Source organism: Kosakonia radicincitans DSM 16656 (assembly GCF_000280495.2).
GTDB classification, from domain to species: Bacteria; Pseudomonadota; Gammaproteobacteria; order Enterobacterales; family Enterobacteriaceae; genus Kosakonia; species Kosakonia radicincitans.
Genome location: NZ_CP018016.1, coordinates 5348477 through 5367520 on the forward strand (window position 1 = coordinate 5348477; position 19044 = coordinate 5367520).

The 19044-nt window shown below is 56.5% G+C and carries 16 protein-coding genes; 13 read left to right on the top strand and 3 right to left on the bottom strand.

Translation table 11 applies throughout. The features are described from left to right. Positions 1 to 24: 24 nt before the first annotated feature. Positions 25 to 486, bottom strand: coding sequence for a bifunctional allose-6-phosphate isomerase/ribose-5-phosphate isomerase RpiB (gene rpiB, locus Y71_RS25745; protein ID WP_007372516.1), 462 nt, complete (start codon positions 484 to 486; stop codon positions 25 to 27). A 364-nt stretch (positions 487 to 850) separates the two neighbouring features. Between rpiB and Y71_RS25750 the strand changes: the two genes are divergently transcribed. The 6 genes from Y71_RS25750 to alsK all read left to right on the top strand — a co-directional run bounded on the left by Y71_RS25750 (position 851) and on the right by alsK (position 6931). Then, positions 851 to 1741 (top strand): MurR/RpiR family transcriptional regulator, encoded by an 891-nt coding sequence (locus Y71_RS25750; protein ID WP_007372515.1) that lies wholly within the window; start codon positions 851 to 853, stop codon positions 1739 to 1741. A gap of 62 nt (positions 1742 to 1803) precedes the next feature. Further along, positions 1804 to 2739, top strand: a complete 936-nt coding sequence (gene alsB / locus Y71_RS25755; RefSeq protein ID WP_007372514.1) for a D-allose transporter substrate-binding protein — start codon at positions 1804 to 1806, stop codon at positions 2737 to 2739. Positions 2740 to 2802: 63 nt separating this feature from the next. Next, positions 2803 to 4335, top strand: coding sequence for a D-allose ABC transporter ATP-binding protein AlsA (gene alsA, locus Y71_RS25760; protein WP_007372513.1), 1533 nt, complete (start codon positions 2803 to 2805; stop codon positions 4333 to 4335). Further along, the gene (gene alsC / locus Y71_RS25765) at positions 4314 to 5294 is read left to right on the top strand and encodes a D-allose ABC transporter permease (RefSeq protein WP_007372512.1); all 981 of its coding nucleotides are present in this window, start codon (positions 4314 to 4316) and stop codon (positions 5292 to 5294) included. Before alsA ends, alsC begins: the two co-directional genes overlap by 22 nt. Before the next feature lie 10 nt (positions 5295 to 5304). Further along, positions 5305 to 6000: a D-allulose 6-phosphate 3-epimerase gene (gene alsE / locus Y71_RS25770; protein ID WP_007372511.1), complete on the top strand. Its 696-nt coding sequence runs from the start codon at positions 5305 to 5307 to the stop codon at positions 5998 to 6000. Then, complete coding sequence (gene alsK, locus Y71_RS25775; protein ID WP_007372510.1) at positions 5984 to 6931, top strand: allose kinase; 948 nt, start codon at positions 5984 to 5986, stop codon at positions 6929 to 6931. Before alsE ends, alsK begins: the two co-directional genes overlap by 17 nt. Here alsK and Y71_RS25780 read toward each other — a convergent pair. Further along, positions 6885 to 9449, bottom strand: coding sequence for an ATP-binding protein (locus Y71_RS25780; protein ID WP_007372509.1), 2565 nt, complete (start codon positions 9447 to 9449; stop codon positions 6885 to 6887). The genes alsK and Y71_RS25780 overlap by 47 nt on opposite strands. A gap of 148 nt (positions 9450 to 9597) precedes the next feature. On the opposite strand from Y71_RS25780, the gene Y71_RS25785 reads away from it, so the two are divergent. The 6 genes from Y71_RS25785 to Y71_RS25810 are packed head-to-tail and all read left to right on the top strand — an operon-like array spanning position 9598 to position 15694. After that, a complete protein-coding gene (locus tag Y71_RS25785; protein WP_007372508.1) occupies positions 9598 to 11121 on the top strand; it encodes a sugar ABC transporter ATP-binding protein in 1524 nt (507 codons plus the stop codon). Next, positions 11114 to 12103, top strand: coding sequence for an ABC transporter permease subunit (locus Y71_RS25790; RefSeq protein ID WP_007372507.1), 990 nt, complete (start codon positions 11114 to 11116; stop codon positions 12101 to 12103). Before Y71_RS25785 ends, Y71_RS25790 begins: the two co-directional genes overlap by 8 nt. Positions 12104 to 12143: 40 nt before the next feature. Further along, a complete protein-coding gene (locus tag Y71_RS25795; RefSeq protein ID WP_007372506.1) occupies positions 12144 to 13085 on the top strand; it encodes an ABC transporter substrate-binding protein in 942 nt (313 codons plus the stop codon). Positions 13086 to 13131: 46 nt separating this feature from the next. Continuing rightward, on the top strand, positions 13132 to 13818 hold the full coding sequence (locus tag Y71_RS25800; RefSeq protein WP_007372505.1) for a D-lyxose/D-mannose isomerase: 687 nt from the start codon (positions 13132 to 13134) through the stop codon (positions 13816 to 13818). A gap of 11 nt (positions 13819 to 13829) precedes the next feature. Next, entirely contained in the window at positions 13830 to 14690 is an 861-nt protein-coding gene (locus tag Y71_RS25805; protein WP_007372504.1) for a ketose 1,6-bisphosphate aldolase, read from the top strand. Then, positions 14690 to 15694: a carbohydrate kinase family protein gene (locus Y71_RS25810; RefSeq protein WP_007372503.1), complete on the top strand. Its 1005-nt coding sequence runs from the start codon at positions 14690 to 14692 to the stop codon at positions 15692 to 15694. Before Y71_RS25805 ends, Y71_RS25810 begins: the two co-directional genes overlap by 1 nt. 76 nt (positions 15695 to 15770) lie before the next feature. Here the strand turns inward: Y71_RS25810 and Y71_RS25815 are convergent, their stop codons facing one another. Continuing rightward, complete coding sequence (locus tag Y71_RS25815; RefSeq protein WP_007372502.1) at positions 15771 to 16502, bottom strand: response regulator; 732 nt, start codon at positions 16500 to 16502, stop codon at positions 15771 to 15773. A 256-nt stretch (positions 16503 to 16758) separates the two neighbouring features. On the opposite strand from Y71_RS25815, the gene fdhF reads away from it, so the two are divergent. After that, a complete protein-coding gene (fdhF, locus tag Y71_RS25820) occupies positions 16759 to 18906 on the top strand; it encodes a formate dehydrogenase subunit alpha (protein ID WP_079517076.1) in 2148 nt (715 codons plus the stop codon). The last annotated feature ends 138 nt before the right edge of the window (positions 18907 to 19044 follow it).

Here is a 19044-nt window from a genome sequence, read left to right on the forward strand (position 1 = left end):
GCCTTAGCGGGTAGCGGAGGAATCTCAATTACGGGCGGAAGGTGGCTGCTTCTCAATTTGCGCAATCGCATCCACGCGTAGCTGATGGCGACCGCCTTCAAACTCGGCGCCCAGCCAGTTATCGACAATCATTTTCGCCAGTTCCAGCCCGATAACGCGCGAACCGAACGCCAGTACATTGGTGTCGTTATGCTGGCGCGAAAGCTGTGCGGAGTAAGGTTCGCTACACACCACCGCACGAATACCGGGGAATTTATTGGCGGTGATAGAGATGCCAACGCCGGTACCGCAAATCAAAATACCGCCGTCTGCCTCGCCATTCAGTACCGATTGTGCTACCTCGCTGGCGAAGCGGGGATAATCGGTGCGTGTCGTCGACCATGTGCCTTTATCAATGATTTCAATACCTTTTGCTGACAGATGCGCCAGGATATCCGCCTTCAGGATAAACCCGACATGATCGCAGCCGAACGCAATCTTCTTCATATATCCGCCTGGTTAGTGTGCAAACTTTACGAACCCGGTGAGTTTTGTGATTTTTGACCGGTTAACTGCTGAATAAAACCGCAAAACCACCGGGAACAGCGCCTGTTCTACACGGCATGAATTCACAAATCAATAGCCTTATGTGCATGAAAACCCCTACACCTCAGACGTACCACATTTCATAAATCAATATAATTTATTGTTTTTAAAACAAAACTGATGAGCGCACCAACCAAAACATTACAGAAAACTTCACAACACACAAAACTTTATGAATTAATTAATTCTGTGAAGTTGCCGACATATTTATGGTTCCGGATGTGGTGATATAGTGTCGTCTTCATTTCAAGGACAAGAGAAAGCGATGAGTCAGACAGAATTCGACCACGGTCTTCCCAACGGCATCGGCCTCGCCCCTTACCTGCGCATGAAGCAGGAAGGGATGACGGAAAACGAAAGCCGCATCGTGGATTGGCTATTAACACCGGGCAATATCAGCGATGCCTCCGCGATTAAAGATGTAGCGGAGATGCTGACGGTGTCGGAAGCCATGATCGTGAAAGTGTCGAAACTGCTGGGTTTTAGCGGTTTCCGCAATCTGCGCAGCGCACTGGTGGAGTACTTCTCTCACTCGCAGCAGGTGCTGCCCGCTGAGCTGTCGTTTGACGAAGCGCCGCAGGATGTGGTGAACAAAGTGTTCAATATTACGCTGCGCACCATTATGGAAGGCCAGTCGATCGTTAACGTGGATGAAATCCACCGCGCGGCGCGCTTCTTCTATCAGGCCAAACAGCGCGATCTCTACGGCGTTGGCGGCTCTAACGCCATCTGCGCCGATATTGAACATAAGATGTTGCGCATCGGGGTTCGCTGCCACGCTTACCAGGACGCGCACATTATGATGATGTCCGCATCGCTGCTTAAAGAGGGCGATGTCGTACTGGTGGTGTCGCATTCCGGACGCACCAGTGATTTAAAAGCGGCCGTTGAGCTGGCGAAAAAAAATGGGGCAAAAATTATTTGTATTACTCACAGCTACCATTCGCCGATTGCCAAAATGGCCGACTTTATTATTTGCTCGCCAGCACCAGAGACCCCTTTATTAGGGCGAAATGCTTCAGCACGAATATTACAATTAACACTACTTGATGCTTTTTTTGTTTCGGTTGCACAACAGAACATTGAACTGGCCACACAGAATATGCAAAAAACCGGTGCCATCGTTGATTTTTTCTCACCGGGCGCATTGAAGTAAAAACAAATACTCATCCCGCCGCAACGGGATGAGTAAAATTACCCTACAATGAGAAGACCACTATGAATAAATATCTGAAATTATTCAGCGGAGCTGCTATCGGCCTGATGATGAGCACCAGCGTATTTGCCGCTGCCGAATACGCCGTCGTCTTAAAAACATTATCCAACCCGTTCTGGGTGGATATGAAAAAAGGTATCGAAGACGAAGCGAAAACACTGGGTGTCAGTGTGGATATTTTTGCCTCGCCGTCGGAAGGTGATTTTCAGTCGCAATTACAATTATTCGAAGATCTGAGCAATAAAAATTATAAAGGCATCGCCTTTGCCCCACTCTCTTCCGTTAACCTGGTGATGCCGGTCGCCCGCGCCTGGAAAAAAGGCATTTATCTGGTGAACCTCGATGAAAAAATCGATATGGATAACCTGAAAAAAGCCGGCGGGAATGTCGAAGGTTTTATTACCACCGATAACGTTGCAGTCGGCGCAAAAGGCGCAAGCTTTATCATTGAACAGCTTGGCGCACAAGGCGGCGAAGTGGCGATTATAGAAGGTAAAGCAGGCAACGCCTCGGGTGAAGCGCGCCGCAACGGCGCCAGCGAAGCGTTTAAGAAAGCCAGCCAAATCAAGCTGGTCGCCAGCCAGCCCGCCGACTGGGATCGCATTAAGGCGCTGGACGTCGCTACCAACGTGCTGCAACGCAACCCGAACCTGAAAGCCTTCTACTGCGCCAATGACACCATGGCGATGGGCGTTGCCCAGGCGGTGGCGAACGCCGGTAAAACCGGCAAAGTGCTGGTCGTCGGCACCGACGGCATTCCGGAAGCGCGCAAAATGGTGGAAGCCGGGCAGATGACCGCCACCGTCGCGCAAAACCCGGCGAATATTGGCGCTTCGGGTCTGAAAATGATGGTTGATGCGGCAAAAACCGGCAAAGTTATTCCGCTGGATAAAGCCCCGGAATTCAAGCTGGTCGATTCAATTCTGGTCACTAAGTAAGCCATCAACGCCGGATGACGCTTTGCGCGCATCCGGCCTGAAGAGTGTGCAAAGAGGTTACTTATGGTCACGCCATATATCTCAATGGCGGGTATCGGCAAATCCTTTGGCCCGGTCCACGCATTAAAGTCCGTTGATTTAACTATTTATCCTTATGAAATTCATGCGTTATTAGGAGAGAATGGTGCCGGTAAATCAACGTTAATGAAAATTCTCTCGGGGATTCACGACCCGACCAAAGGCACCATCACCATTAATAACGTTAATTACGACAAACTTGATCATAAACTGGCGGCACAACTTGGTATTGGCATTATTTATCAGGAACTCAGCGTTATTGATGAATTAACCGTGCTGGAGAATTTATATATTGGCCGCCATATCACCAAAAAGGTATGCGGCGTCAATATTATCGACTGGCGAGAAATGCGCGTACGGGCGGCAATGATGTTATTGCGCGTCGGCTTAAAAGTCGATCTCGATACCAAAGTGGCGAATTTATCGATTAGCCACAAGCAGATGCTGGAAATTGCCAAAACATTAATGCTGGATGCCAAAGTCATTATTATGGATGAGCCCACCTCTTCGCTGACGAATAAAGAGGTGGATTATCTTTTCCTGATCATGAATCAGCTGCGTAAAGAAGGCACCGCCATTGTTTATATCTCGCATAAGCTGGCGGAAATTCGCCGGATCTGCGATCGCTATACGGTGATGAAAGACGGCAGCAGCGTCTGCAGCGGCATGGTCAGCGACGTCACCAATGACGACATCGTGCGGCTGATGGTCGGACGCGAACTGCAAAACCGCTTTAACGCGATGAAAGAGAGCACCGGCAATATCGAGCGCGATACGGTATTTGAGGTGAAAAACGTCACCAGTCGCGACAAGAAAAAAGTCCGTGATATCTCTTTTAGCGTGAACCGCGGCGAGATCCTCGGTTTCGCCGGGCTGGTCGGCTCCGGCCGCACCGAACTGATGAACTGCCTGTTCGGCGTCGATAAGCGCAGCCGCGGTGAAATTCGCCTCAATGGTCACGCGATTTCCCCACGCTCACCGCTGGATGCGCTGAAAAAAGGCATGGCATATATCACCGAAAGCCGCCGCGACAACGGCTTCTTCCCTAACTTCTCGATTGCGCAAAACATAGCGCTCAGCAAAAGCCTCAAGCACGGCGGTTACAAAGGCGCAATGGGGCTGTTTAACGAACACGAAGAGCGACGGATTGCTGAAGCGCAGCGCGAGCTGCTGGCGCTGAAGTGCCACTCGGTGGAGCAGAGCATCACCGAGCTTTCCGGCGGTAACCAACAGAAAGTACTGATCTCCAAATGGCTGTGCTGCGAACCCGAGGTGATCATTTTCGATGAACCGACCCGCGGTATCGACGTCGGCGCGAAGGCCGAGATCTACAAAGTGATGCGCCAGCTATCGGATGACGGAAAAGTCATCCTGATGGTGTCATCCGAGCTTCCCGAAATTATTGCCGTCTGCGACCGCATCGCCGTGTTCTGCGAAGGGCGGCTGACGCAAATCCTGACCAATCGCGACGACATGAGCGAAGAGGAGATTATGGCATGGGCATTACCACACGAGTAAAAAGCGAAATGAGCGAGAAAAAGCCCTTCAACTTCGCGCTGTTCTGGGATAAATACGGCACCTTTTTTATCCTCGCGATCATCGTCGCCATCTTCGGCACGATGTCGCCGGAATACTTCCTCAACACCAACAACATCACGCAGATTTTTGTTCAGAGTTCGGTAACGGTGTTGATCGGCATGGGTGAGTTCTTTGCCATTCTGATCGCCGGGATTGATCTCTCCGTCGGTGCGATCCTTGCTCTCTCCGGCATGGTAACCGCCAAACTGATGCTGGCGGGCGTCGATCCCGTGCTGGCGGCATTGATCGGCGGCGTGTTGGTGGGCGGCGTGCTGGGGGCGATTAACGGCTGCCTGGTCAACTGGACCGGCCTGCACCCGTTCATTATTACCCTTGGAACCAACGCGATTTTTCGCGGCATTACGCTGGTTATTTCCGACGCCAACTCGGTGTATGGCTTCTCCTTCGACTTTGTGAATTTCTTTGCCGCCAGCGTGGCAGGCATTCCGGTGCCGGTGATCTTCTCGCTGCTGGTGGCGCTGCTGCTCTGGTTCCTCACTACGCGCATGCGGCTGGGGCGCAATATTTACGCGCTGGGCGGCAATAAAAACTCCGCCTTCTACTCCGGTATCGATGTGAAGTTTCACGTGCTGGTGGTGTTCATTATCTCCGGTGTTTGCGCCGGGCTGGCGGGCGTGGTCTCCACCGCGCGTCTCGGTGCGGCGGAGCCGCTGGCGGGAATGGGGTTTGAAACCTACGCCATCGCCAGCGCCATTATCGGCGGCACCAGCTTCTTCGGCGGTAAGGGGCGTATTTTCTCGGTCGTGATTGGCGGGTTGATTATCGGCACCATCAATAACGGCCTGAATATCCTGCAAGTTCAAACGTATTACCAGCTGGTGGTAATGGGCGGGCTGATTATTGCCGCTGTTGCGCTTGACCGGCTTATCAGCAAGTAAGGAATGAATGATGAAAATCTCCCCCTCCCTGATGTGTATGGATCTGCTCAAGTTTAAAGAACAGATCGAGTTTATCGACAGCCACGCGGACTATTTCCATATCGACATTATGGACGGCCACTTTGTGCCGAACCTGACGCTGTCGCCATTCTTTGTCAGCCAGGTGAAGAAGCTGGCCAGCAAACCGCTGGATTGCCATCTGATGGTGACGCGCCCGCAGGATTATATCGGCCAACTGGCGCGCGCAGGCGCAGACTTTATCACCCTGCACCCGGAAACGATCAACGGCCAGGCGTTTCGCCTGATCGATGAGATCCGCCGCCACGGCATGAAAGTCGGGCTGATCCTCAACCCGGAAACCTCCGTCGAAACGATGAAATACTATATTCATAAGGCGGACAAAGTGACGGTGATGACGGTCGATCCTGGCTTTGCCGGGCAGCCGTTCATTCCGGAAATGCTCGACAAAGTCGCCGAGCTGAAAGCCTGGCGCGAGCGCGAAGGGCTGAGTTATGAAATCGAAATCGACGGCTCCTGCAACCAGGCCACTTATCAGCGTTTGATGGCCGCAGGCGCGGATGTCTTTATCGTCGGCACCTCCGGGTTATTCAACCATGCGGAAAACATCGATGACGCCTGGACGGTAATGACCGAACAGATTCTGGCGGCCAAAAACGAGGTACTGCCTCATGCACGAACCGCATAATCAACTGGTAGCAGGCGTTGATATGGGCGCGACCCATATTCGCTTCTGCCTGCAAACCGCCGCAGGCGAGGTGCTGCATTGTGAAAAGCAGCGCACCGCGGAGGTCATTGCGCACGGCGTGGTAAACGGCATTACTGCGCTTATCCAGGCGCAGCTTGACGCACGTAATGCCCGCTGTTACGGGCTGGTAATGGGCTTTCCTGCGCTGGTCGGCAAAGATAAACGCACCATTATCTCCACGCCCAACTTACCGCTGGCACCTGGTGAACTGAGCGGGCTGGCCAGGCAACTGGAAAATGCGCTGGGCTGCCCGGTGGAGTTTTCCCGTGATGTGAATCTGCAACTCTCTTTTGACGTGCAGGAGCATAACCTCACGCAGCAGCAGGTGTTGGCGGCCTATCTCGGCACCGGCATGGGTTTCGCCATCTGGCTGAACGGTGCACCGTGGACAGGCGCGCACGGCGTGGCGGGCGAACTGGGGCATATTCCGCAGGGAGACAGGCAACTGCGCTGCGGCTGCGGCAATGCGGGTTGTCTGGAAACGGTGTGTTCTGGCCTTGCGCTGCGCCGCTGGTATGAACAGCAGCCGCGGGATTACGAGCTTGGCGATCTGTTTATCCATGCAGCACAGGAGCCTTTTGTCGTCGATCTGCTGGATCACGCCGCGCGCGCCATCGCCACCAGCATTAACCTGTTCGATCCCGATGCAGTGATCCTCGGCGGCGGCGTCATGGATATGTCCGCATTTCCGCGTGAAGCGTTGATCGCGGCGATCCGCACCTGGCTGCGCAAACCGTTGCCGTGGGAAGCGGTGCGTTTTCTGGCGGCCTCATCATCAGCGTTTAACGGCGCGCAGGGCGCGGCGACACTGGCCCGCAACCGTTTTACGCCGCAATCCGTCGCAGCGCCTGCGCAAGCTCTGCACGGGTAAAGGGTTTACGCAGCAGTTCCACGTCCGGCAGCGCAGGGTTGTGCGCCGGGCGCAGATCCTGGCCGCTGATGAGCAGCATCGGCAGATGCGGATTCTGCTGGCGCGCCAGGTGAATCACTTCCGCGCCGCTGAGCGCGCCCGGTAGCATTAAATCACTGACCAATGCGCCAATCTCCGTCGAAGCGGCCAGTAGCTGCAACGCCTGCTCACCGGTTTCCGCTTCCAGCGTCAGATAGCCCAGCTCGTGCAACTGTTCGCACAATGTCTGGCGCACATCGGCCTCATCTTCCAGCACCAGAATCAGCGTGTCGCTGCTATCGCGCGCCTGCGCGGCATCCGGTTCGCGGCTTTCCACCGCCTGCACCGTTGCGCGCGGTAGTTGCAGACGCACGGTGGTGCCCTGCCCCGGCGCGCTCTCAATCTCTACCCGCCCGCCGGACTGGCGAACAAAGCCATATACCATCGACAGGCCCAGCCCGCTGCCGCTGCCGGTCTGTTTGGTGGTGAAGAAGGGTTCGAACACCTGTGCTTTGACCTCCTGAGACATACCGCAGCCGCGATCGATCACCTCCAGTGCCACCATATCCTGGCGGCGTCCGTCACTGCGGGTGACGCGCTGGTTCCAGGTGCGGATTTTAATGGTGCCGCTCTCGCCCTCCATCGCATCGCGGGCATTCATCACCAGATTGATGATGGCATTTTCCAGTTGTCCAACATCGATCCACGCGGGCCATGCCGGGCTTTGCGCTTCGATCTCCAGCGCCAGTGTGCCGGGTAACGAATGGCGCATAAGCTCGCCGAGATTCTCCAGCAGCGGTTGCATCTCCACGGCATGAGGATGCAACGACTGCTTGCGGGAAAAGGCCAGCAGCCGCTGGGTCAGTAACGCGCCGCGCTCAGCGGCTTTCAGCGCCCGCGAGATACGCGGCGCATCCGGCGAGCCGGGCGTCACCAGTTCAAGGCTGCCAATAATCACCGCCAGCAGGTTATTGAAATCGTGCGCCAGCCCGCCGGTCAATTGGCCGACTGCTTTCATCTTCTGACTGTGCAGCAACGCCTCTTCCAGCCCTTTACGCTCCGTGCGATCCAGCACCACGTTAACCATGCCGCGCCCCGGTACCGGGCTAAAACGCAGCTCAATGGTACGATTGTCCGCCAGCCGTAATTCCTGCGGTTTGGGCAGCGGGCGAGCCAGATTCTCCTGTACGTGACCGGGGAGATCGCTCACCTGTTGTAACAGGCTCTGATAGTGCTGGCCGCGCTGCAATGCCTCTGCCGTCAGCCCCAGCAGCAACGGATATTGCGGATTCCACACCACCAGGCAACCCCGGTTATCGAACAGCGCAAAACCATCGCGCATCGCGTGGAAAGTGGTTTCCAGCTGTGTGCTTTTCTCTTTCAACAACTTAGAGGTGTGTTCCAGCGAAGCAGTATTACGGGCAAACACGTTAAACGCACGCGCCAGTTCGCCCAGCTCATCGCGCCGTTGCAGCGCCGGAACCGACACGTCCTGCTCGCCACGCGCCAGCCGCGACATGGCGCGCGAAATGGCCGTCAGATTCGAGCCCAGATTGCGGTAGATATACCATCCGGCAAAGCCGGTGATCACCAGCGCCAGCAGGGCGAAAACGCTGATAAACAGAATGATCGAGCGCATCTCCTGGTGGCTTTGCGCCGTGCGCAGTTCCGACGCCTGCGCGACCTGCGCAACGTACTGGTTGATGTCGCTGTTGAGCAGCGCCACCAGCGCTTTGATATGAAACATCGACCAGCTAATCGCCAGATCGCTCTCTTCCAGCCGGAGCGACAGCGGCCCCAGCTTGCGCAGCTCGGCGCTGAAATCCGGCAGGATAAAATCCACCGTCGGGCTGGCGGCGCGCAGCGGCAATTGCCCCATGATGTAGGAGATCTGTTTGATTGTCGGCCGGGGAGACGGCGTCTGAATGGCGGCGATGATCAGCCGGTCCATCTCGGCGAGCAGGCGGTTATCCGGGATGTTGCTCGCTTCCCGGGCGGTGATCACCTGTAAATGGCGCAAATAACTTTGGTTCTGGTACAGCGAACTGAGCAGCGCATTACGCTCCAGATGCCGCTGTTGTCCGCGTTGCAGCATCACGGTGACGCTTTGCTGCAATTCGTGGCTGCGGCGGGTGATCTGCGCCACCAGTTGCGGTTCCTGCTGCGCCAGCGGCGCGTGGGCAAGCTGGCTGAGCGAGTGTTGCAGCGCGCTCTGCGTCGCTTTCAGGCGTTCGGCTTCGCCCTGATACTCCAGCGCTCCGACCACCTGCGACAACCGCACAGCCGCCGTGGCGACGCTGGCGGTATCGCGCGCCAGATTCATGCTGCCGGTCATGTCGTCCAGCGTCTGCTGCTGCGCCAGTTCCTGAATCTGGCTGGCGTGGCGAAATCCCAGCACTGCCACGCCGCAGACCATTAAAGTTACCGCCACCACCAGTAAATTGAAGAACAGCAGACGCCCGCGAGCGCTGGTGAAAAACGGGTTCGCGCGATACGACATAGTGGCTCCGGTGCAATGTTGATCCTGCCGCAGGACGGCAGGAAACGGTTTCTCCAGGTAACTATGACAAATATGAACAGAACCTGACATTGTGCATTTACTAACGTGTGATGAAGTGCGGATATCGTTCCTCCAAGGAAGCCCGCTGATGAGCAACACGCCCGTACTGGAGATGCGCAACATTGCCAAAGCTTTTGGCAAATTTTACGCCCTCAAAGGGGTCGATCTGACGGTCTGGCCCGGCGAGATCCATGCGCTGATGGGGGAAAACGGCGCGGGGAAAAGCACGCTGATGAAGATTCTCGCCGGGGCGTATAGCGCCACCAGCGGCGAGATCCTGATTGACGGCCAGCCTTACGCCATCAAAAGCCCCAAAGATGCGCTCGCTGCCGGTATCACACTGATTTACCAGGAGATGCAGTTAGCGCCGAACCTGACCGTGGCGGAAAACATCTTTCTTGGCAGTGAAATCGCCCGCGGCGGGCTGGTGCAGCGCAAAGAGATGGTGACACAGGCGCAGGCGGTGATTGATCGCCTTGGCGCGAATTTCACCGCCACCGATCGGGTGATGAAGCTGACGATCGCCGAGCAGCAGCAGGTGGAGATCGCCCGCGCTTTACACCGCAACAGCCGCATTCTGGTGATGGATGAACCCACCGCCGCCCTCTCCTCACGCGAAACGCATCGTCTGTTCGAACTGATCCTGCGCCTGCGCGATGAAGGGATGGCGATTATCTACATCAGCCATCGCATGGCGGAAGTGTATGAACTCTCCGATCGCGTCAGCGTCCTGCGCGACGGCCAGTATGTCGGCAGCCTGACGCGCGACAAACTCAATGCCTCTGAACTGGTGCGCATGATGGTCGGGCGGCCATTGAGCGACCTGTTTAACAAAGAGCGCGATATCCCACTTGGCAACCCGCGTCTGAGCGTTCAACACCTGACAGACGGCGAGAAAATCCAGCCAGTCAGCTTGCAGGTGCGTGCCGGGGAGATCGTCGGCCTTGCCGGGCTGGTCGGTGCCGGACGATCCGAACTGGCGCAGCTGATCTTCGGCGTACGCAAAGCCACTGGCGGCATGATCGAAGTGGACGGTGAACCAGTGGTGATCCACTCGCCGCGCGCCGCCATCGATTTAGGCATCGGTTTTCTGACGGAGAACCGCAAAGAGCAAGGCCTGTTTCTGGAGCTGGCGGCGCAGGAAAACATCACCATGGCAACGCTGGAGCGCGACGCGGCGTGGGGAATGCTCGATCGCAAAAAAGCGCAGTCGATCTCCGATGACGCCATCAAGTTATTAAATATTCGCGTACCGCACGCGCAGGTGCGGGCGGGCGGCTTATCAGGCGGCAACCAGCAAAAGCTCTTGATCTCTCGCTGGGTGGCGATCGGCCCGCGCATTCTGATCCTTGATGAGCCAACGCGCGGCGTGGATGTCGGAGCCAAAAGCGAGATCTACCGGATCATGAACCAGATGGCGCGCCAAGGCGTGGCGATCCTGATGATCTCCAGCGAGCTGCCGGAAGTGGTCGGCATGAGCGATCGTGTTTATGTGATGCGCGAAGGCAGCATCGTCGGCGAGCTGCAACAACATGAGATTACTCAGGAAAACATTATGACGCTGGCCACCGGCGTTAACGAATCCCACCACCAGGCGGTACACCATGACTGATGCTAAAGAGAACGCAGCGAAAAGCCCTTCCGCCAAAAAGATGTTGATGGGCGATCTGATGCAAACTGTCGGCATTTTGCCGATTCTCATCCTGATCGTCGCGGTTTTTGGTTTTATCGCGCCAAACTTTTTTACCGAAAGCAACCTGCTGAATATTACCCGCCAGGCGTCGATCAACATTGTGCTGGCGGCGGGCATGACTTTCATCATTCTGACCGGCGGTATCGATCTCTCTGTGGGTTCGATTCTCGGCACCACGGCGGTCGCGGCGATGGTGGTTTCGCTGATGCCCGAACTGGCCCTGCTCTCCGTCCCGGCGGCGCTGATGCTCGGCCTGGTGCTCGGCCTGTTTAATGGCGCGCTGGTGGCATTTGCTGGTTTGCCGCCATTCATTGTCACCCTCGGTACGTATACCGCGCTGCGCGGGGTGGCCTATCTGCTGGCAGACGGCACCACGGTGATTAACTCCGATATCAGTTTTGAGTGGGTCGGCAATAACTATCTTGGCCCGGTGCCGTGGCTGGTGGTGATTGCGCTGGCGGTGATTGTACTGTGCTGGTTTATCCTGCGCCGCACGACGCTGGGCGTTCATATCTACGCGGTGGGCGGCAATATGCAGGCAGCGCGCCTGACCGGCATCAAAGTGTGGCTGGTGCTGCTGTTCGTCTACGGCATGAGCGGCTTGCTCTCCGGCCTTGGCGGCGTGATGAGCGCCTCGCGGCTGTACAGCGCCAACGGCAACCTCGGCACCGGCTATGAGCTGGACGCCATCGCCGCGGTGATCCTTGGCGGCACCAGTTTTGTCGGCGGAATCGGCACCATCACCGGCACGCTGGTTGGCGCGCTGATTATCGCCACCCTTAACAATGGCATGACGCTAATGGGCGTCTCCTACTTCTGGCAATTGGTGATCAAAGGGGCGGTGATCATCATAGCGGTGCTGATCGACAAATACCGTACCCGGCATCATCAGGCAGCATAACAATACCCTACAAAACAGCAACATAAGTGAGGATTACAGCATGCGTCTTAAACCTCTTGTCACGGCGCTCTGCGCCGCTGCTCTGCTGACCAGCGCGCCGTTTGCGCAGGCCAAAGATCTGAAGTCCATTGGCGTTACGGTGGGCGATCTGGCGAACCCCTTCTTCGTGCAGATCACCAAAGGCGCGGAGCTGGAAGCGCGCAAACTGGCGGGCGATAACGTCAAAGTGACGCTGGTCTCCAGCGGTTACGATCTGGGCCAGCAGGTCGCGCAGATCGATAACTTTATTGCCGCCAAAGTGGACATGATCATCCTCAACGCCGCGGATTCCAAAGGCATCGGCCCGGCGGTGAAACGGGCAAAAGAGGCCGGGATTGTGGTGGTGGCGGTTGACGTGGCGGCAGAAGGTGCCGACGCCACTATCACCTCCGATAACACCCAGGCAGGGGAAATGGCCTGTAAGTACATTACCGACCGCCTGAAAGGCAAAGGCAATGTGGTGATCATCAACGGACCGCCGGTCTCTGCGGTGCAAAACCGTGTCGAAGGCTGCCAGACCGAGTTTAAGCGCCACCCGGATATCAAAGTGCTCTCTGATAACCAGAACGCGAAAGGCAGCCGCGAAGGCGGGCTGGAAGTGATGACCTCGCTGCTTGCCGCCAACCCGAAAATCGACGGTGTCTTTGCGATTAACGATCCGACAGCGATCGGTGCCGATCTGGCCGCCAAACAGGCACAGCGTCACGAGTTCTTTATTGTAGGCGTCGATGGCAGCCCGGATGGCGAAGAGGCGCTGAAACGCAAAAACTCGCTGTTTGTCGCCACTCCGGCGCAGGATCCGCAAGTGATGGCCGCCCGCGCGGTGGAGATCGGCTACGACATTCTGCAAGGCAAGCCCGCGCCAACCGCGCCGGTGCTGATCCCGGTGACGATGATCGATAAACAGAACGTCGGCAGCTACAAAGGCTGGACGGTGAAATAGGGTTTTCCCCCGCTTTTTCCGGCGGGGGATCTTCTCTGGAGGTGAAATGAAACGCTCCGCCATTAATGAAATTCTCGGCCACACGCGGCAGTTTTTCTCAATGCACGATGTCCATTTGCCGCCTTTCGCCAGCTTCCCGCCAACCAAATGGCAACAGCTCGATCGTGCGGCGTGGCGTGAAGTGTTCGATCTGAAACTGGGATGGGATGTCACTGCATTTGGCGGCGACGATTTCTTTACCCAGGGATTGACGCTGTTCACTCTGCGTAACGGCTCGCCCAACGGCACGCCGTATGAAAAATGTTATGCGGAAAAGATTATGCACGTGCGTGATGGTCAGCTTACGCCGATGCATTTTCACTGGCGCAAGCGCGAGGACATCATTAATCGCGGCGGCGGTAATCTGATTATTGAGCTGTGGAACGCCGGCGCACATGAAGAGACGATTGCCTCCGACGTTACCGTGGTCATTGATGGCTGTATCCAGACTCATGCGGCAGGCAGCCAGTTGCGCCTCTCACCAGGGGAAAGTATTTGCCTGTCGCCGGGGCTATATCACAGCTTCTGGGGCGAACCGGGCTTTGGCGATGTGCTGGTTGGTGAAGTGTCGTCGGTGAATGACGATGACCACGACAACCACTTCCTGTACCCCGTTGATCGCTTTAACGCTATTCAGGAAGACGAACCGGCACTGCTGGCGCTGTGTAACGAATATCATCTGTTTCTCGGCTAAAGGAGGAAGCTATGCCTTTGATTTCGCTCGCTGAAGGTCTAACGCACGCCCGTGAACATCACTATGCGCTGGGCGCGTTTAACGTGCTCGACTCGCACTTTTTACGCGCGCTGTTTGCCGCGGCAAAGCAGGAGCGCTCGCCCTTTATCATCAACATCGCCGAAGTCCATTTTAAATATGTCTCGCTGGAATCGCTGGTCGAAGCGGTGAAGTTCGAAGCCGCGCGCCACGACATTCCGGTGGTGCTGAACCTCGATCACGGGCTGCATTTTGAATCGGTCGTGCGCGCGCTGCGCCTCGGTTTTAGCTCGGTGATGTTTGACGGTTCCGTGCTGGAGTATGAAGAAAATATTCGCCAGACGCGGGAAGTGGTGAAGATGTGCCATGCGGTCGGCGTTTCGGTGGAAGCGGAGCTGGGCGCGGTTGGCGGCGATGAAGGCGGCGCGCTGTATGGCCATGCCGACGAAGCCTGTTTTACCGACCCGGCGCGGGCGCGGGATTTTGTTGACCGTACCGGCATCGACACGCTGGCGGTGGCTATCGGCAATGCCCACGGCAAATACAAAGGCGAACCGAAGCTGGATTTTGAGCGCCTGGATGCCATTCGCCAGCAGACCGGGCTGCCGCTGGTGCTGCACGGCGGTTCCGGTATCAGCGATGCGGATTTCCGCCGCGCCATTTCGCTGGGTATCCATAAAATCAATTTCTACACCGGCATGTCACAGGCCGCGCTCGGTGCCATTGAGCAGCGCATGGCAGATCGCCAGCCATTGTACGATGAGTTCGCCCAGCTCCTGCTGAGCGTCGAAGAAGCCATCACCGATACCGTTGCCACACAGATGCGCATTTTCGGCAGCGCGGGGCAACTCTGATGGCGCGCAACGGCGTTATCGCCGCCGGCAATATGCTGGTCGATCATGTTCACCAGATCGTGCAGTGGCCGGAACGCGGCTGGCTGGCGGAGATCACCCAGAGCGAGCGCTCAACGGGCGGCGCGCCTCTGAATGTGCTGCTGACGCTGGCAAAGCTGCACGTGGGCATGCCGTTGCAGGCGGTGGGATTAGTGGGCGAAGACAGCGATGGCGATTACATTATGGCGATGCTGGATCAGTACCACGTCAATCGCCAGGCGGTGCAGCGCACCCCTTCTGCGCCCACCTCAATGTCGCAGGTGATGACCGATCCCTCCGGGCAGCGCACCTTTTTCCACTCGCCCGGCGCGAACCGTCTGCTGGATTTACCGGCGTTTGAGCAGCTGGACGGCAGCATGAAGATTTTCCATCTCGGCTATCTCTTGCTACTTGATAGCCTCGATTTGCCGGACGAAGAGTACGGAACACGCAGCGCGCGGCTGCTGGCGCAGATGCACGAGCAAGGTTTTCTCACCTCGCTGGATTTGGTGTCACGCAAGGGCGATCCACGTTACCAGCCGCTGGTGCTGCCGTGCCTGAAGCATCTTGATTTTCTGGTGATTAACGAGCTGGAAGCCGGGGAGTTTAGCGGGCTGCCCATGCGCACCGCAACCGATGAACCGCATATTGAGCATATCGCCGCCGCCGCCGCGCAACTGCTGGCCGCCGGTGTGCGCCAGCGGGTAGTGATCCACTGCCCGGAAGGCGCATGGGGCGAAGCGGCAGATCAGGCCGGGGCGTGGATCCCGTCGCGCACGTTAAGCCAGTCGGAGATTATCGGCAGTGTCGGCGCGGGCGATGCTTTTTGCGCCGGTTTTTTATACGGCTGCCACGAAGCCTGGCCGCTGCAAAAGAGCATTCAACTGGCACATGCCTGCGCACGCGCCAGCCTGCTGTGCGCCAATGCGATCGACGGCGCGAAGACGCTGGAGGCATTGCAGCAGGAGATTGGAGATTCGCTGTAGGAGTTTGCCGGAACAAGAGACGATATAGCCAGCGCCAGATAACCTGTTGATTGTCTGGCATTTGGCCGGATGACGGCTACGCCGCTTTATCGCTGTGCGCAACGTCGGCGGCAAAGACATAGCCGAGGCCGCGCAAGGTTTTTATTAGCGCCGGTTGGTGGGGATTAGCTTCGATTTTGCGGCGTAAGCGCATGATCAACACATCAATGGTGCGATCAAACACTTCCACGCTTTCGCTGTGCGTTAAGGTCAGCAACTGTTCGCGGTTCAGCACCCGACGCGCATTTTGCACCAGCGCCAGCAACAAGCTGTACTCGCCTTGCGTCAGGCCAACCACCTGATGCTGCGGGTTAAACAGCTCGCAGCGCTCAGGGTCAAGATGCCAGCCATTAAAGGTAAAACCGGGCTGCTTTTCCATTGGGATTTCTGCCGCCAGCACGCCGCTGCGCCGCAGTACCGCGTTGACGCGCGCCACCAGCACGCGGGCGTTAAACGGTTTGCCGATATAGTCGTCCGCGCCCATCTCCAGGCCGACCACCACATCCGACTCGCTACCAAGCCCGGTAAGCATCACCACCGGCAGCGACGGACGCTGTTTTTGCAACTGCTGCAACACCCGCAGGCCGTTGATATCCGGCAGCATCATATCGAGCAGCACCAGCGCGATATCCGCATGCTGCGCGCTGAGCGTCAGCGCATCCCGCCCGTTATGGCAGACGTAAACCGTAAAGACATGCTCGCTCAGCACCTCTTTCAACAGTTCGCACACCGCGCTATCGTCATCCACCACCAGAATTGCAGGTTTCATTGTCCGCTTCCGCCAGGCCCGTTTGGGTAAGTCTGATCCATTCTGTTGGCGGTCATTTATAAATGCAGCGACTAAATGCCGAATTTTTAACCGTGGTCACATCCCCCTCGCTCTTCGTCACGTCACTTTTGACGATGGCCTGTTTTTCGTCAGTATTTTGCGCAAATTTCCGGCGTAACATCGGTAAATACCCCCAATATTGTTATGGCATAGAAGATGCATAGTGGGGGCGACACTGTTAACTGGAGCGAAAGTGATGAAAAAAGTCGTCACGGTTTGCCCGTATTGCGCCTCGGGATGCAAAATCCATCTGGTGGTCGATAACGGCAAAATCGTTCGGGCGGAAGCCGCACAGGGCAAAACCAATCAGGGCACTCTCTGCCTGAAAGGTTATTACGGCTGGGATTTTATCAACGATACCCAGATCCTGACGCCCCGGCTTAAAAGCCCGATGATCCGTCGCCAGCGCGGCGGAAAACTGGAGTCGGTCTCCTGGGATGAAGCGCTCGATTATGTCGCCAGCCGTTTACGCGCCATTAAAGAGAAGTACGGCCCGGATGCCATTCAGACCACTGGTTCTTCCCGTGGTACGGGTAATGAAACCAACTACATAATGCAAAAATTCGCGCGCGCCGTTATTGGTACCAATAACGTCGACTGCTGCGCTCGTGTCTGACACGGCCCTTCGGTTGCAGGTCTGCACCAATCGGTCGGCAATGGCGCGATGAGTAATGCCATTAATGAAATCGATAACACGGATTTAGTGTTTATCTTTGGGTACAACCCGGCGGATTCTCACCCTATCGTCGCCAATCATGTGATTCGGGCGAAACAGAATGGGGCGAAAATCATCGTCTGCGATCCGCGCAAAATTGAAACCGCGCGCATTGCCGACATGCACGTCGCACTGAAAAACGGATCCAACATCGCCCTGCTTAACGCCATGGGCCATGTGATCATTGAAGAGAACCTCTACGACCAGGCGTTTGTCGCCAACCGGACGGAAGGGTTTGAAGAGTACCGGAAGATTGTCGAGGGCTACACTCCGGAATCGGTCGAGGAGATCACTGGCGTCAGCGCGCAGGAGATCCGCCAGGCCGCCCGTATGTACGCCGGGGCGAAAACTGCAGCCATTCTGTGGGGCATGGGCGTGACCCAGTTCTATCAGGGCGTGGAAACGGTACGTTCGCTCACCAGTCTTGCCATGCTGACCGGCAACCTGGGTAAACCGCATGTTGGGGTCAACCCGGTACGCGGTCAGAACAACGTGCAGGGCGCGTGCGATATGGGCGCGCTGCCGGATACCTACCCCGGCTATCAGTATGTGAAAGAAGAGGCGCACCGCGAGAAATTCGCCAAAGCGTGGGGCGTGGAAAGCCTGCCAGCGCATACCGGTTATCGCATTAGCGAACTACCGCATCGCGTTGAGCATGGCGAAGTGCGCGCCGCGTACATTATGGGTGAAGATCCGCTGCAAACGGATGCCGAACTGTCGGCAGTTCGTAAGGCATTTGAAGGGCTTGAACTGGTGATTGTGCAGGATATTTTCATGACCAAAACCGCAGCCGCGGCGGATGTCATCCTGCCTTCCACCTCCTGGGGCGAGCACGAAGGCGTTTATACCGCAGCAGATCGCGGTTTCCAGCGCTTCTTCAAAGCGGTTGAACCAAAGTGGGATCTGAAAACGGACTGGCAAATCATCAGTGAAATCGCCACCCGTATGGGTTATCCGATGCATTACAACAACACGCAGGAGATCTGGGACGAGTTGCGTCATTTATGCCCCGATTTCTACGGCGCCACCTACGAAAAAATGGGTGAGCTGGGCTACATCCAGTGGCCGTGTCGCGATACGTCGGAGGCCGATCAGGGCACCTCTTATCTCTTTAAAGAGAAGTTCGACACGCCGAACGGGCTGGCGAAATTCTTCACCTGCGACTGGGTCGCGCCGATGGATAAACTCACCGACGAGTATCCGATGGTGCTCTCCACCGTGCGTGAAGTGGGCCACTACTCTTGCCGTTCAATGACCGGCAACTGTGCGGCGCTGGCCGCGCTGGCGGATGAACCAGGCTATGCGCAAATCAACGCCGCCGACGCCGCAAGGCTGGGCATTGAGGATGAAGCGCTGGTGTGGGTTAACTCGCGTAAAGGCAAAATCATCACCCGTGCGCAGGTCAGCGAACGCCCGAACAAAGGTGCGGTGTATATGACCTACCAGTGGTGGATTGGCGCCTGTAACGAGCTGGTGACGGAGAACTTAAGCCCGATAACCAAAACGCCGGAGTACAAGTACTGCGCCGTGCGCATCGAGCCGATCGCCGATCAGCGCGCCGCCGAGCAGTATGTGATCGACGAATATAACAAGCTGAAAACCCGGCTGCGCGAAAGCGCGATGGGCTGATAGCCGCGTTTGTCGAAGTCAAAGCGGAGTGATCTTCACTCCGCTTTTTTATTTATCTTCCGTTAGTCACGCCACGAGTGGACAGCGCCGCAATCAACTTCCTGAAAAATCATCATTATTAACGAACTGAAACACAGT

Coding starts and splice junctions, on each gene's coding strand:
- Y71_RS25815 (WP_007372502.1), bottom strand. CDS start 16,502: ATGAAACCTGCAATTCTGGTGGTGGATGACGATAGCGCGGTGTGCGAA.
- alsE (WP_007372511.1), top strand. CDS start 5,305: ATGAAAATCTCCCCCTCCCTGATGTGTATGGATCTGCTCAAGTTTAAA.
- alsB (WP_007372514.1), top strand. CDS start 1,804: ATGAATAAATATCTGAAATTATTCAGCGGAGCTGCTATCGGCCTGATG.
- Y71_RS25800 (WP_007372505.1), top strand. CDS start 13,132: ATGAAACGCTCCGCCATTAATGAAATTCTCGGCCACACGCGGCAGTTT.
- alsK (WP_007372510.1), top strand. CDS start 5,984: ATGCACGAACCGCATAATCAACTGGTAGCAGGCGTTGATATGGGCGCG.
- Y71_RS25780 (WP_007372509.1), bottom strand. CDS start 9,449: ATGTCGTATCGCGCGAACCCGTTTTTCACCAGCGCTCGCGGGCGTCTG.
- Y71_RS25810 (WP_007372503.1), top strand. CDS start 14,690: ATGGCGCGCAACGGCGTTATCGCCGCCGGCAATATGCTGGTCGATCAT.
- Y71_RS25790 (WP_007372507.1), top strand. CDS start 11,114: ATGACTGATGCTAAAGAGAACGCAGCGAAAAGCCCTTCCGCCAAAAAG.
- Y71_RS25795 (WP_007372506.1), top strand. CDS start 12,144: ATGCGTCTTAAACCTCTTGTCACGGCGCTCTGCGCCGCTGCTCTGCTG.
- Y71_RS25750 (WP_007372515.1), top strand. CDS start 851: ATGAGTCAGACAGAATTCGACCACGGTCTTCCCAACGGCATCGGCCTC.
- Y71_RS25805 (WP_007372504.1), top strand. CDS start 13,830: ATGCCTTTGATTTCGCTCGCTGAAGGTCTAACGCACGCCCGTGAACAT.
- alsC (WP_007372512.1), top strand. CDS start 4,314: ATGGGCATTACCACACGAGTAAAAAGCGAAATGAGCGAGAAAAAGCCC.
- rpiB (WP_007372516.1), bottom strand. CDS start 486: ATGAAGAAGATTGCGTTCGGCTGCGATCATGTCGGGTTTATCCTGAAG.
- alsA (WP_007372513.1), top strand. CDS start 2,803: ATGGTCACGCCATATATCTCAATGGCGGGTATCGGCAAATCCTTTGGC.
- Y71_RS25785 (WP_007372508.1), top strand. CDS start 9,598: ATGAGCAACACGCCCGTACTGGAGATGCGCAACATTGCCAAAGCTTTT.